At 70.5% G+C, this 14,543-nt stretch carries 9 protein-coding genes; all 9 read right to left on the minus strand.

Going from position 1 to position 14,543, the window contains the following annotated elements; translation table 11 throughout:
* Nucleotides 1-5: 5 nt before the first annotated feature.
* Entirely contained in the window at nucleotides 6-428 is a 423-nt protein-coding gene (locus tag Q7W02_28055; GenBank protein ID MDO8479980.1) for an HIT family protein, read from the minus strand.
* A gap of 2 nt (nucleotides 429-430) precedes the next feature.
* Nucleotides 431-1,498, minus strand: coding sequence for a branched-chain amino acid aminotransferase (locus Q7W02_28060; GenBank protein MDO8479981.1), 1,068 nt, complete (start codon nucleotides 1,496-1,498; stop codon nucleotides 431-433).
* A gap of 12 nt (nucleotides 1,499-1,510) precedes the next feature.
* A complete protein-coding gene (locus Q7W02_28065; GenBank protein ID MDO8479982.1) occupies nucleotides 1,511-3,163 on the minus strand; it encodes a methylmalonyl-CoA mutase family protein in 1,653 nt (550 codons plus the stop codon).
* Nucleotides 3,164-3,190: 27 nt separating this feature from the next.
* Complete coding sequence (locus Q7W02_28070; GenBank protein ID MDO8479983.1) at nucleotides 3,191-4,345, minus strand: acyl-CoA dehydrogenase family protein; 1,155 nt, start codon at nucleotides 4,343-4,345, stop codon at nucleotides 3,191-3,193.
* A gap of 125 nt (nucleotides 4,346-4,470) precedes the next feature.
* On the minus strand, nucleotides 4,471-5,460 hold the full coding sequence (locus Q7W02_28075; GenBank protein ID MDO8479984.1) for an electron transfer flavoprotein subunit alpha/FixB family protein: 990 nt from the start codon (nucleotides 5,458-5,460) through the stop codon (nucleotides 4,471-4,473).
* Between the two features lie 26 nt (nucleotides 5,461-5,486).
* Nucleotides 5,487-6,266, minus strand: a complete 780-nt coding sequence (locus Q7W02_28080) for an electron transfer flavoprotein subunit beta/FixA family protein (protein ID MDO8479985.1) — start codon at nucleotides 6,264-6,266, stop codon at nucleotides 5,487-5,489.
* Nucleotides 6,263-6,997, minus strand: a complete 735-nt coding sequence (locus Q7W02_28085) for a GntR family transcriptional regulator (protein ID MDO8479986.1) — start codon at nucleotides 6,995-6,997, stop codon at nucleotides 6,263-6,265. Before Q7W02_28085 ends, Q7W02_28080 begins: the two co-directional genes overlap by 4 nt.
* Nucleotides 6,998-7,161: 164 nt before the next feature.
* A complete protein-coding gene (gene trpD / locus Q7W02_28090) occupies nucleotides 7,162-8,217 on the minus strand; it encodes an anthranilate phosphoribosyltransferase (protein ID MDO8479987.1) in 1,056 nt (351 codons plus the stop codon).
* A gap of 8 nt (nucleotides 8,218-8,225) precedes the next feature.
* Nucleotides 8,226-14,420, minus strand: a complete 6,195-nt coding sequence (locus tag Q7W02_28095; GenBank protein ID MDO8479988.1) for a GAF domain-containing protein — start codon at nucleotides 14,418-14,420, stop codon at nucleotides 8,226-8,228.
* Nucleotides 14,421-14,543 lie beyond the last annotated feature (123 nt).

A 14,543-nucleotide genomic window follows, 5' to 3' on the forward strand; every position in this document is an offset into this window, starting at 1 on the left:
CTCCGTCATCCCTGGCCTCCCAGCGCGGCGCGCACCTTCTCGCCGACCTTCATGATCTGCTCGCGCTGCCCCGGCACCAGCTTCCAGTCGAACCCCTTGCCGTCGTTCGTCCACCGCGGGATCAGGTGCAGGTGCAGATGCGGGACCGACTGGAACGCGGCGGCGCCGTTGGCCTGCAGCATGTTGAGCCCGTCGGGGCTGAGCGCTTTCCGCAGCGCCCCGGCGACCTTCTTCGCGGTGGCGACGGCGGCCTTGATGTCCTCCACCTCCGCGTCGTAGAGCGTCGCCGCATGCGCCTTGGTGACGACGAGGCAGTGCCCCCGGGTGAGCGGGTTGATGTCCATGAAGGCGAGCGTCCGCTCGTCGTCGTAGACCTTCGCGGACGGAATCTTCCCGTCCCGGATCATGCAGAAGACGCAGTCGGCCATGGCTAGACCTCCAGCGTCCAGCCGTGTGGATCCGGCGCAGTGCCGTACTGGATGCCGACGATGGCGTCGTAGAGCTTCTGGGTGGTCGGCCCGATCGTCCCGCCGCCGACGACCATGCGGTGGCCCTTGTAGGAGAGCTCGCCAACCGGCGAGATCACGGCCGCCGTGCCCGTCCCGAAGACCTCCTCGAGCGTGCCCGCCTTGTGGGCCGTCACAACCTCGTCGATGGAAATCTGGCGCTCGCTGACCTCGGCGCCCCAGTCGCGGAGCAGCGTGAGCGCCGAGTCGCGCGTCACGCCCGGCAGAATGGTCCCGCCGAGCGCGGGCGTGATCACCTCGCCGGCGATCTTGACCATGATGTTCATGGTCCCGACCTCGTCGATGTACTTGCGGTGCACGCCGTCCAGCCACAGGACCTGCGTGAAGCCCTCGTGCTTCGCCTCTTCGCCCGCCATAAGGCTCGCGGCGTAGTTGGCGCCGGTCTTGGCGCTGCCCAGACCGCCCTCGACGGCGCGCACGTGCTTCTCCTCGACGCGGATCTTCACCGGCGCCATGCCCTCGGGGTAGTAGGCGCCCACCGGCGAGAGGATGACGAAGTAGATGTACGACTTCGCCGGGCGCACCCCGAGGAAAGCCTCGCTCGCGATGATGGTCGGACGGACGTACAGCGAGGTGCCGACCGTCTTCGGCACCCAGTCGCGCTCGATCCCGACCAGGGTCACGAGCGAGCGAAGCGCCAGCTCCGGATCGAGAGGCGGGATGCACATCTGCGCCGCAGAATGGTTCATGCGCTGCACGTGCTTCTGCGGCCTGAAGAGCCGCACCTTGCCGTCCGCCCCGCGAAAGGCCTTGAGCCCGTCGAAGATCGCCTGGGCGTAGTGCAGCACCGCCGCGGCCGGATCGAGCGGGATCGGACCGTACGGCTCGATCCGCGGGTCGTACCACCCCTTTTTCTCCTGGAAGTCGGCGACGAACATGTGATCGGTAAAGAGGGTCCCAAAGCCCAGATCCGAGTCCTTCGGCTTGGGCTTGTGCGTCGTCGCTTTGACGATCCTGATCGCGTCGGACATGGTGCCGCCCCCCTAAAAGATGATCGGTTCCCGGTAGAGGCCAAAAACCTGGCGGTAGACGTCGGAGATCTCGCCGAGCGAGACGTAGTCTTTGACGGCGTCCACCAGCACGGGCATGACGTTCCGGCCGCCCCGACACGCGTCGGCCAGCTGCTTGAGGCGCTTCTCGACCCTGGCCGTGTCGCGCGAGGCCTTGGTGGCCCTGACGCTCTCGACCTGCTCGCGCTCGATGGCCTCGTCGAGCTTGAGGAACTCGACCGGCTTCTCGTCGGCCATGACGTACTTGTTGACGCCGACCACGACCTTCCGGCCGCGGTCGTCCATGATCTGGTACCGGTAGGCCGCGTCCGCGATCTCCCGCTGCGGATATCCCGAATCGATCGCCCGGACGATCCCTCCCATCTCGTCGATCTTCCGGATGTAGCCCATCGCCTGCTCTTCCATCTGGTCCGTCAGTCGCTCGAGAAAGTAGGCGCCGCCGAGCGGATCGATCGTGAGCGGCGCGCCCGTCTCCTCGGCGATGATCTGCTGGGTGCGCAGCGCCACGGTCACGGCCTCCTCGGTGGGCAGAGCCAGCACCTCGTCGAAGGAGTTGGTGTGCAGCGACTGCGCGCCTCCGAGGACCGCCGCCAGCGCCTGGATCGCAACGCGCGCGATGTTGTTGAGCGGCTGCTGGGCCGTGGCCGACACCCCGGCCGTCTGCGTGTGGGTCCGGAGCCGCATGGACTCGGCCTTCTTCGCCCCGAACCGCTCTCGCATCACCGTCGCCCAGATGCGGCGCGCCGCCCGCAGCTTTGCGATCTCTTCGAAGAAGTCGTTGTGGATGTCGAAGAAGAACGACAGGCGCGGCGCGAAGCTGTCCACGTCGAGCCCCCGCGCGACACACGCCTCCACGTACCCGAAGCCGTCGGCGAGCGTGAAGGCGAGCTCCTGGACGGCCGTCGAGCCCGCCTCGCGGATGTGGTAGCCCGAGATCGAGACCGGATTGAACTTCGGCACGTGCTGCGAGCAGAACTCGATCGTATCCACCACGATGCGCACCGCCGACTCCGGCGGCGAGATCCACTCCTTCTGCGCGATGAACTCCTTGAGCATGTCGTTCTGCATGGTGCCGCCGATCTGTTCCCACGACACGCCCTGCTTGTCGGCCAGCGCCAGGTACATGGCGAGGGCCACGGAGGCCGTGCAGTTGATGGTCATCGACGTCGTGACCCGGTCGAGCGGGATGTCGCGGAAGAGCTCTTCGAAATCGGCGAGCGTCGAGACCGAGACGCCCTCGCGCCCCACTTCGCCGCGGGCGCGCGCATGATCGGCGTCGTAGCCCATGAGGGCGGGCATGTCGAAGGCGGTGCTGAGGCCCGTCTGCCCCTGCTCGAGGAGGTACTTGAACCGGACGTTGGTGTCCTTGGGCCTCCCGAAGCCCGCGAACATCCGCATGGTCCAGAGCTTGCCGCGATACATGGACGGGTACGGCCCGCGAGTGTAGGGGAACTCGCCCGGGTACCCGAGCTTGTCCTCGTACCGCCAGCCCTGGAGGTCCTCCGGCGTGTAGAGCGGCTGGATGGGGATGCCGGAGAGCGACTCGTATGGCACAACCCTCTCCGGCGAGCCGTCGACGAACGGCCCGTAGGTCTCCTTCTCCCAGCGCTCCCTGCCCTCGGCCATCATCTCCTCCTTACTCAGTCCCGAAGTTCAACTGCCCGCCGCGCCCGAGAGCAGGTGTCGGGCGATGACGAGCTTTTGGATCTGCGAGGTGCCCTCGTAGATTTGGGTGACCTTCGCGTCCCGGAAGTGCCGCTCGACCTGGTACTCCTTGATGAAGCCGTAGCCGCCGTGGACCTGCACGGCGTCCGTCGTGACACGCATGGCCATCTCGGACGCGAAGAGCTTGGCCATCGCCGCTTGGGGCCCGAAGGGGTCACCCCTGTCCTTGAGGAACGCCGCGCGCAGCGTGAGCAGGCGCGCCGCCTCGATGGCCGTCGCCATGTCGGCCAGCATCCACTGGATCATCTGGTGCTGGCCGATCGGCACGCCGAAGCTCTTGCGCTCGCGCGCGTAGCCGAGCGCGGCCTCGTACGCCGCCGCGGCGATGCCGACGGCCTGCGCGGCGATGCCGATGCGGCCGCCGTCGATCGTCGTCATGGCGATCTTGAACCCCTGCCCCTCCTCGCCGAGCCGGCAGGACGCAGGCACGCGGCAGCCCTCGAAGAGAAGCTCGGCCGTGTCGGAGGCGCGGATGCCGAGCTTGTCCTCGGTCTTGACGACGGTGAAGCCCGGCGTGCCTTTCTCGACGAGGAAGGCGCTGATCCCGCGGGGGCCCTTGGCTCGGTCCGTCTGGGCGAAGACGAGGGCGGCGGCGGCCTCCTTCCCGTTGGTGACGAAGATCTTCCGGCCGTCCAGGACGTACGCGTCGCCGTCGCGGCGGGCGAGCGTGCTCTGGTTGGTGGCGTCGGAGCCCGCCTCAGGCTCGGTCAACGAGAAGCAGCCGAGCTTCTGCCCGGAGGCGAACGGGGCCAGGAAGCGACGCTTCTGATCCTCCGAGCCGAACTTGGCGACGGGGTCGCAGTAGAGCGAGTTGTTCACCGACATGATGACGCCGTGCGACGCACAGGCGCGCGAGACTTCTTCGAGCGCCACCGCGTAGGCGACGGTGTCGCCGCCGCTCCCGCCCCAGGCCTCGGCCACGGCGATGCCCATGAGGCCGAGCTCGCCCATGCGCCGCACGGTCTCCCGCGGAAAGCGCGCCTCGCGGTCGATGGCTGGGGCGATGGGGCGGACTTCCTTCTCGGCGAAGTTCCGGGCCACCGCCTGGATCATCTTCTGCTCGTCAGTGAGCTCTACGTCCACCCTGTACCCCGATCTCTGTTCGATCGCCCTCTTCTAACTCAGCACTCGACTCGCCGGGATTTCACCCAGCCCTCGCCTCGCGCCTGCGCCGCTCGGCTCGAACTGCCATGCCTGCGGCCCTCTGGCTACTTTCCCAGGAGCTTCTTGAATTCCTGCTCCAGCAAGGGCGCCACCTCGAAGAGGTCGCCCACGATGCCGTAGTCGGCGATCTTGAAGATCGGCGCCTCCGGGTCCTTGTTGATGGCGCAGATCACCTTGGACGTCCGCATCCCCGCCAGGTGCTGGATGGCGCCCGAGATGCCGAAGCCCAGGTAGAGCTTCGGCGAGATGGTGCGCCCCGTCTGGCCGATCTGGAAGCGGTGCGGCCGCCACCCGGCGTCCACCGCCGCGCGTGAGGCGCCGACGGCCGCGCCGATCGCCTTCGCGAGCGATTCCAGGATGACGAAGTTCTCCGGCCCCTTGAGCCCGCGACCGCCGGAGACCACGATCTCGGCCTCGGCCAGCTCCGGCAGCCCCGTGGAGGAGTCCTCGCGGCGCTCCACCAGGCTCATGACGGCGGCGGGCAGCGTGACCGCGGGCTTCTCCACCGAGGGCGCCGCCCCCGGCTGCGAACCGGCCGGCTTGAAGACGTTGGGCCTGAGCGTCGCGAGCCACGGCGTCTTCACCCACGTCATCTTCGAAAGCAGCTTGCCCGCGTAGACCGGCCGCGTCGCGATCAGCTTGCCGTCCTCGAGCGCCAGCGCCGTGGAATCGGCGGAGAGCCCCGCGCCGAGGCGGGCGGCCAGCCGCGCCATGACCTCGCGCTGCCGCGCCGTCACCGCGCCGAAGAAGACCTGAGGCGATTCCTTCCGGCAGAGCTCCGCCAGCACCGGGGCCCACACTTCCCCGCGGTACGGAGCGAACGCGGGATTCTCGAGGAGCAGGACGCGCTTCGCGCCCCACTGCCCGAGCTGCGCGATGCCGGCGTCGGTGGCCTTGTCCGTCAGCCACACCGCCTCGGCCTGAGCGCCCATCTGCGACGCGAGGCGCGATGCTTCGCCCAGCACCTCGGCCATGACCTTCTTCGGATTGCCCTGCCTGTCGTCCTCGACCAGAGACCAGAAAGAGCCCGCCATGAGATTCGTTTCTCCCGTTGAGTGTTCTAGATGGCCTTCGCGTCTTCGCGAAGGGCGCGGACGAGTTCCTTGGCGGCCTCGGCCGCCTCGCCGGGGATGATGCGCCCCGGGGGTCTCGGCGGCAGCGCCTCGAGCTTGATGACCGACAGCGCCGGCGCCTCGGCCGTCAGGCCGAGATCGGCCGCCTTGATGTCCTTGACCTCCTTCTTCTTGGCTCCCATGATGCCCTTCAACGTTGGATACCGCGGCTCGTTCAGGCCCTTCTGGGCCGACACCACGGCCGGCAGCGGCAGGTCGAACAGCTCGAGCCCCCCCTCGACCTGGCGGCCGACGCGGATGGCCTTGCCCGCCTCGTCCACCGACTCCTCCATGATCCAGGACGCGCAGGGCCAACCGAGCAGCTCGGCGACGGCCGCGCCCACCGCGCCCATGTCGTCGTCGATGGCCTGGCGCCCGAAGAGCGCCAATGCCGGCGCCTCCTGCTTGATCACGGCCGCGAGCGCGCGCGCCGTCATCAGCGTGTCGGCCTGCTCCCACACGGGATCGTTCAGGTGAATAGCGCGGTCGGCGCCCATGGCGAGGCACGAGCGCAGCGCCTCCTTGACGCGGTCGGGGCCGAGGGAAACGGCGACGACCTCGCCCTGCCCGCGCTTCTCCTTGATCCGAAGCCCCTCCTCGAGCGCGTACTCGTCATAGGGGGAGACGATCCAGGTGATGCCGGTCGTATCGATGGCCTTGGGGTCCGGCCCGATCTTGACCTGGGTCGCCGTGTCCGGCACCTGCTTGATCATCACGAGAATCTTCATGCCGTGGCACTCCTGTCATAGTGGAGTTGGCGCGTGATCCGGAAGCGGTCGCCGGGAATGAACACCCGGTCGTACACGATGGGCCGCGATTCGGCGTCGGTCGAGACGCGGTCGGAGCGGAAGCAGGGCACGCCGGGCGCGCAGCCGAGCTCGCGCGCCGCGCGGGCCGGCAGCGTCTCGGCGGAGACGGTCTCACGCGCGCCGGTGATCTCGATGCCGAGTTTAAAGGCCAGCACCTGGCGGAGCGGCGTGACCGCGAGGTCGGCCTTCGCCACCTCCTCGCCGAGCGCCGCGGGCAGGTGCGAGACCTGGAAGCTCGTGGGGTGTCCGTCCACCAGCCTCAACCGCTCGAGCACGAAGACGCGGGCGCCGGGTCCGAGCCCGAGCTCGCGCGCGGCCTGCCGGTCGGCCCGGGCGCGCTGGGTGCGGAGGAAGCGCGTGGCGACGTTCTCGCCGACCGCGGTGAGATCGCCGGCGAAGGCCCGGAAGTGGAGGATGTCGTAGTCGACGGACGGCGCCGCCACGAAGGTGCCGAGGCCGTGCCGCCGCCTGATCAGGCCGTCTCGTTCCAGCACCTCGAGCGCCTGGCGGAGGGTCATGAGGGTGACGCCGAAGTCCATCGCCAAGCGGCGCTGGTTGTCGAGCCGCTCGCCAGGGCCGAGCCGGCCCGAGCCGATCTTGTCGCGCAGGGCTTCCGCGATCTGGTGGTACCGGGGCACGCGGCTCCGCACGGCGCCTCCTTAAAAGTCGCGAGTGTTCTAGAACTCTGGCGGCCGCTCGGCTCCCACGTCGAGCTGCGGGACGGGATTCCAGTCAGGCCGGACGGGCAGTTACGGCGACCGGAAGAATTGTACCCGGGGGGCCGGACCCCGGTCAAGGGGCGCCCGAGAGGGCGCTATTCGTTGGCCAGGCGCTGCGAGAGGGCGACCAGGCCCGCCAGCTTGGCGGCGGCCGCTCCCGAATCTATCGACTGCGCGGCCAGCGCCACGCCTTCCTTGAAGTCGCGTGCCTTGCCGCCCACCACGAGGGCCGCCGCCGCGTTCATCAGCACGATGCCGCGGCGCGGCCCGGCTTCGCCCGCCAGCACCTGGCGGATGATCAGGGCGTTCTCCTCGCGATCGCCGCCGTGCAGGTCCTGGATGGACGCCCGCGGCAGCCCGAAGTCCTCGGGGCGCACGGTCGAGCTCCGGACCACGCCCTCGTGCACCTCGGAGATGTGGCTCGGGCCGGTGTTGGAGATCTCGTCGAGCCCGTCGGCGCCGTGGACGACGAAGGCTCTCACGGTGCCGAGCTCGGCCAGGACGCGGGCAAGCGGCTCCGTCAGCGCGTCCGAATAGACCCCGATGATCTGGGCGTTGGCGCCGGCGGGGTTGGTCAGCGGGCCCAGCATGTTGAAGACGGTGCGGATGCCCATCTCGCGGCGCGCCGCCATGACGTGCTTCATCGCGGTGTGCAGGAGCGGCGCGTAGAGGAAGCCGATCCCGACCTCGTCCACGCAGCGGCCGACCTTTGCCGGCGGGAGCTCGATGTTGATGCCGAGCGTCTCGACCACGTCGGCCGACCCGCAGAGCGAGGACACTGAGCGGTTGCCGTGCTTGGCGACCTTGAGCCCGGCCCCGGCCACGACAAAAGCGGTGGCGGTGGACACGTTGAACGTCCCGGATGCGTCTCCGCCCGTGCCCGCGGTGTCGATCAGCATCTCGCGGTCGGTGCCCGTCGCCCCCACGACCTCGCCCGCGCGCGTTCGGACCTTGACCGCCTTCTGGCGCATCACCTGGGCGAAGCCGATCAGCTCCTCCACCGTCTCGCCCTTCATCCGGAGCGCGGTGAGAAACGCGGCGATCTGGGCGTTCGTCGCCGCGCCCGACATGATCGCCTCCATGGCCGCCGCCGCCTCGATGCGCGAGAGATCCTTCCGGTCCACGAGGGCGCGCACCGCCTCGGTGATGATGGGGCTGGTCACGGCCGCTCGCCTCCCGGCTCCCCGCGCGGCCGGATCGCGGAGGCGGCATCGATCAGCTCGCCGATGTTGATCGGCTTGGCGAGCACCGAATGCACGCCGCTGGCCTGGAGCTCCTCCGGAGAGACCTCAACCGCGAAGCCGCTGACCAGGATCACGGGCAGGCCCGGCGCCGCGTCGCGCACGGCGCGGGCGAGCTCCCAGCCGGTCATGCCGGGCATGCTCAGATCGGTGAAGACCAGGTCGAGCGGCTCACTCCTCACTCGCGAGAGCCCCTCGGCGCCGCTGCGCGCGACGACGACCGTGTGCCCGGCCGAGCGGAGCACGTCGGCCAGCATGTCGCCCACGGCCTCCTCGTCGTCGACCACGAGGCAGCGCAGCGTCACCCCGGGCGGCACCGCGCCGAGGTCGGGAGCCTGCGGTTTGGGCGTGACGCCGACGGGGAAGAACAGGGTGAACGCCGTTCCCTGCCCCTCCTGGCTGTCGACGGTGATGGTCGCGCCGTGCCGCGAGAGGATGCCGTAGGTCATGGACAGCCCGAGGCCCGTCCCCTTGGGGCCCTTGGTCGTGAAGAACGGGTCGAAGATCTTGCCCCGCACGGCCTCGGGGATTCCGACACCCGTGTCGACGACGCGGAGCTCGATCGACTCGCCCCGGAGCGCGGTCGAGACCGTGAGCGTGCCGCCGCGCGGCATGGCGTCGACCGCGTTGAGGATCAGGTTGGTCATCACCTCCCGCAGCTCGGCCGGGTCGCCGATCGTCGCCGGCAGGTCGGGTGCGAGCTCGGTGGCGGCCTGGATGACGATCCCGCGCCGCGGCGGCTCGAGACGCCAGGAGGATTCGGTCAGCTCGATCGCCTCGCGGACGACCTGGTTGAGGTCCACCGCCACGGCCGGCTGGTCCCGCCGGATGCGCGTGAACTCCTGGAGACGCCGCACCGTCTTGGCCCCGTCCGCCGCCGAGCGCTCGATGATCTGCAGCCACTGGCGCGCGGTCGGGTCCTCGACGCGGTGCAGCAGCAGCTGCGCGCGCCCCAGGATGGCGGCGAGGAGGTTGTTGAAGTCGTGCGCGACGCCCGAGGCCATCTCGCCCAGCGCGCGGAGCTTCTCGCTGCGCACCAGCTGGTCCTGGGCCAGCGCGAGGTCCTCGTAAGCGCGGGTGCGGTCCTGGTAGAGCCGCGCGCTGCGAAGCGCCAGCGCCGCCAGGCCCGCGATGTTGGTGAGCACGCGCTCGTCGGCTTTGGAAAACGACCGGTCGCCGCTGCGCAGGGCCAGGACACCGACCACCTGGGAGCCGGCCAACATGGGCACGCCGATCCAGTGCGGCACGACGTGGTCGGCCTGCGCGGGCTCCATGCCGCGGCGGGCGCATTCCCCGAGGTAGTCGTCCGTCCGGATGGGCCGGCCCGAGGTCGCGACGCTGGCCATGAGGCCTATCCGCTCATGGATGGAGCGCCGCGGCAGCTCGACGTCGCGGACGCCGTCCTGCGTCCGCAGGAGCAGCACCATCTCCGCCGTGGCCTCGTCCACGACGGCCAGGACCATGTGGCGGGTGTCGAGAAGGCGCGCCACCTGGCGGTGGATGGCCTCGACCACGTCCTCCTGGCGCAGCTGGCCCGTGACGGTGCGGGAGAGGTCGTGGAGCACCGACAGCTCGGACAGCAGCGCCTCGCTCTCCTCGAGCCGGAGCCGCGTCTGGCGCGTGAGGTCGGCGTTCTCCAGGAACAGCCCGACCTGGGAGGCCACGCCCTCGATCAGGCGCACCTCCTGCGGCGGGAAGGAACGCCCCGCCTCCCACCAGACGAGGAACACCCCGCCAACAGGCTCGCCGCCGGCTAGGGCGGGCGCGAAGAGAACGGAGTGAGAGCCGATGCCCTCGAAGAGCTGCTGGTCCATGCGGGGATCGTTTTTCACGTCCGCCGACCAAGCCCCCCGCCCCTCGTGCCACAGCTGACTGAGAGCGGGCATGCGCTCGAGCACGAACGGGTGCGCGAGGAAGGATTCCACCAAGGCCTTGGGCACGTGCCAGCCCGCCGCCGGGACCAGCGCGCTCTTGTCGGCCGACTGGGTGTAGACGCCGACCATGTCGGCGCCGAGCGTGCGGCCGACCTCGGCGGCCACTCGGCGCAGGGCCTCCCCTGCGCCCTCAGGCTCCGAGAGCGCCCGACTGACGGCCAGGAGCGTCGTCGCCTCCCGCAGCCGCTCCTGGACGAGCCCGTACAGGCGCTGGTTCTCGAGCGCGAGCGCAACCTGGTTGCCGATGGCCATCCCGAGGTCCTGCTGCCACGGCTCAAACGGGGTGACGCGCTCCATGTAGTCGAGCGCCATCACGCCGATGACCTCGTCCTGCCGGATGAGCGGCACGACCATGTAGGACTTGATGTGGAACGCGTCGACCCACGCCCGCGGGATCAGGTCGGTGTCCGAGGCGTCGGCGACGATCACGGGCCGGCGCATCCCGATGGCCTGGGCGTGGATCGGGACCTCGCGCGGAAGGTCGTCCACCATGGTCTCGAAGGCGGCCCAGAGCGCCGGCTCCCTGCGCCCGTCCGCGAACTGCGACATGAGCGGTATGACGTGGTCGCCCTCCCAGCGCTCGATACTGCAGCGGTCCACGCCGCAGACCTGGGCGATCCGTTGCGCAACCTGTTTGAGCATGCGGCGCGGCTCGAGGGTCGAGTTGAGGATCTCGGCCACCTCGAGGAGCGAGCGCGTTTGCTCGAGGCGCTGGGTGGTCTGGGCGTACAGACCGGCGTTGCGGATGGCCACGGCGGCCTGGGCGACGAAGCTCTCGAGCAGCTCGCGCTCGTCGGGGCCGAGCCGAAGCGGCGCGCGCCCGCACAGCGCCAGGACGCCCAGGAGCTGGTCCTGCAACACGATGGGCACGCCGAGAAAGCTCGTCAGCCCGTGCTCCCGCCACCACGACTCAGCGAGCAGCCGGCCGTCGGCCACCGCATCCGGGATGGACAGGGCTTGGCGCTGCACCGCCACCACCCCGATGGGGCCCTGGCCGAAGGCCATGGTCCGAAGCGGGTACGTCGCTCCCATCGGCTCGTCCGAGAACGCCCGTACCCGCAGCGTCTCGCTCTCCGGCTCGGCGACCCACACGGAGACCACGGGCACGCCCATGAGGTCGGCGGCGGCCCGCGCGATGCCTCCCAGTACCTCGTCCGTGTCGAGCGAGGAGGAGACGAGCTGGCTCAGGCGGGCCAGGGAGCGCAGCCGCTCGGCCTGCTGCGCCGCCTCGCGGTAGAGCCGCGCGTGCTCGATGGCGACCGCGGCCTGCCCGGCGAAGGCCTCGGCGACCTCCTGGTCGCGGCGGCTGAAGGCCCGGCGCGCGCGGAACGTGAGCACCCCGATGATGCGCTCGCCCACGCGGAGCGGCAGCCCCATGTAGTGCGTGTAGCCCAGCCGGTGGTCGGCGGCCAGGTGCTCCGGAATGAGGCCGGGCAGGGCGTCCAGGTGACCGATGATCGGCCGCCCATCGGCGACGACCTTGCCGGACAGGCTCTCGCCCACCTTGATGCGGGGGCGGCGCATGGTCGAGGGCGCGGCGCCCGCCAGCCCCGCCACGACCAGCTCGTCGCCCTCGAGGAGCCGGAAGCCCGCGTTGTCCACGTCGAGCAGCCGCATGGCCTCCTCCGCCACGCCCGTGAGCAGCGTGTCCGTGGGCGCGAGCAGGCCGATCTTCTTGTTCACCTCGAGCAACGCTGAGAGAGACGCGCGGCCGCTCCGCTCGTCGGCGAAGAGCCTGGCGTTTTCGATGGCGACGGCCGCCTGGCCGCCCAGCGCGGTCATCACCTCGATCTCCGCCGCTGAGACCGGGTGCGGCTGCCACCAGTACACGGTCAGGCCCCCATAGGGCTCGCCCTTGATGAAGATGGGCACCGAGAGCACGCCCCGGTAGCCCTCGCGCTCGACCAGGATGCGCGTGTCCGTGGACAGCGGGATCGCGGGGTCGTTGAGGATGTCGGCCGTCCAGACGGGGCTCCGCTCGCGAAGGGCGCGGCCGGCGGTGCCTTCGCCCACGCGCACGCGCAGGCCGCGGAGGAACTCGCTCGAGACGCCCGTGGCCCGCGCGTAGGTCAACAGGCCGGTGTCAGGCTCGGCACGGAAGATCCCGACCGCCGCCGCGCCCGTGAGGCCCTGGCAGCGCTCGACGATGATGTCGAGGATCTGGTCGAGCTCGAGCGAAGACGCGAGGGCCCCACTGACCTCGAACAGCGCCCGATAGCGCGCCGCGCTCTGCTGGGCCTCGGTGAAGAGCTGGGCATTGTCGATGGCGATGGCGGCGTGGCTGGCGAATGAGAGCAGGAGGTCCATGTCGGCCGCCACGAAGGCATGTGGCGTGCGCGTGAAGACGTTCAGGACCCCCACCAGCCGCTCGCGCACGAGGAGCGGGATGACGGCCCCCGAGACGAAGCCCTCGGCCCTGAGCCACGGGAGATCCACGATTTCGGGCGACGCCTCGATCCGGTCGACGACGACAGGCTGGCGTGTGGCGGCGACCCGGCCCGTGACGCCTTCGCCGAAGGCGAGACTGCCGGGCCGCTCCGCCGGCAGGCGCCCGAGCAGGCCCGCCTCGGCGCAGAAGCGGAGCCGGTCTCCCTCGGCGACGGCGAGCCGCGCCGCGCCGTCGGCCACGAGCCCGCGCGCCGCGCCCACGACCGCGGCCAGCACGTCCTCGACCGAGCGGGCGGCAGTGAGGCTGTGCCCGATTCGGGCCAGCGTCTCGAGCCGCCGGCTCTGCTCCTCCATCTGCGCCAGGAGGAGCGCGCGCTCGACGACCTGGCCGATCTGGTGGGCGACGGCCTCGAGGACCTTGACCTCCTCGGGCAGGAACTCGCGCTGCTCCTGCGAGATCAGCGACATCACGCCCCAGGTCCGCCCCTTGACGGGGATGGGCATGGCGAGCTGCGTCCGGTGGGCGCGCACGGCCTGCAGCTGGGTCAGCCAGGGATCGGTGAGCGACGCCGGGTCGAGGTGGGTCACGATCAGCCGCCCCGCGCGGGCCGCCTCGCCCATATAGGAGCCCTCGACCGGCCTCACGCGGAGATGGGCCGCGAACTCGGGCGTGAGACCGCGCTGGGCGATCAGCGTCAGGGTGCCGTCGCCCGTGTCGAGCTGGTGCACGGTGCCCACGTCCATCTGCGCCAGCGCGCGGACGACATCGAGCATCTCCCCGGCGGTGGCGACGACGTCGGCCGAGCGGCCCATGCTGAGCGCCACGGCGTTGAGAGCCTCGAGCTCGCGGTTTCGCCGGGCCAGCTCCGGATCGGGATCGGACGGCTCCGGACCGAGCAGCGGTTCAATCGCCCGCCGGCGTGGCGCCCCGGGCTCGCGGTAGAGCAGGAGCGCCGCCGCGGCGCTGCCGAGCCCGCATATCCCCAGCCCCGTCAACCACCCCACGAGAGCGCGCCGGCGGCCTTCGCCGTCATCGGCGACGAGCAGCCAGAGCCGCCCCGGCCCTGAGACGGCGACCCGGCCGGCGGGGCGGACGAGGAAATCCCGTCCACCGTCGAGGCTGACCTTGCCGGCCACTGTCGCTCCGATCCAGTCCGCCGTCGGCGGACGCTGGAGAGACGAGACGAGCGGACGGCCATTGACGAGGAACAGCATGCCGGGCCGGGCAGAAGCTCCCGCGGCCAGCGGCGCCACGTTCTCGAGCCGGCGGGCGATGACCACGAAACCCGCGGGCCGGGTCTCCCCCGCGCTCCCCGCGGCCGGGCCGACCACGGGGACCGCCGCGACGACATAGGGATGGCTGTTGAGAACCGTCAGCCCAGGCGGCGATGCGCTGATGGCCGCGGGGTCGGGAATGGGCGTTGGCGGCAGTGCGGGCACCTGGAGGAGCGCGCTCCCCGCGACGTCGAGGACCGAGACGAAATCGGCAACCCGCTCGAGGGTGACGGCGGCGAGACGCGGCGAGACGCCTCGGGCCAAAGTCGCCCAGTCGCCCTTGGCGACGCCGTCCACAAGGGCCGGGTCTCGCGCGAGCAGCCGTGCCTCGCGGTGCAGCGCAGCCTGCGTGTCGGCCACGAGCATGGCCGCCGACTCCTGGGCGCGCGCCGCCGCCTGCTCTCGCGCGAGCGAGACATGGCGGAGGGCGACCGCGACGCCGCCCGCGCCCAGCGCGGAGAGCGCCAGTGCGCCGAGCGCGACTCCAAAGAGAAGATCCCGTGTCGAGGAGCGCATGAGGGGAGCCGGGCTTCCTCACACCCGGTCAGACCAGCATATGCAGAACGGCCCACGAGGGCAACTTTCGCGAAACTGCCCCGAGTCTATTGACCCGCAGGCCGCTGAGAAGGGTCCTGATGC

The sequence above is a fragment of the Candidatus Rokuibacteriota bacterium genome (genome assembly GCA_030647435.1).
GTDB lineage: Bacteria > Methylomirabilota > Methylomirabilia > Rokubacteriales > CSP1-6 > AR37.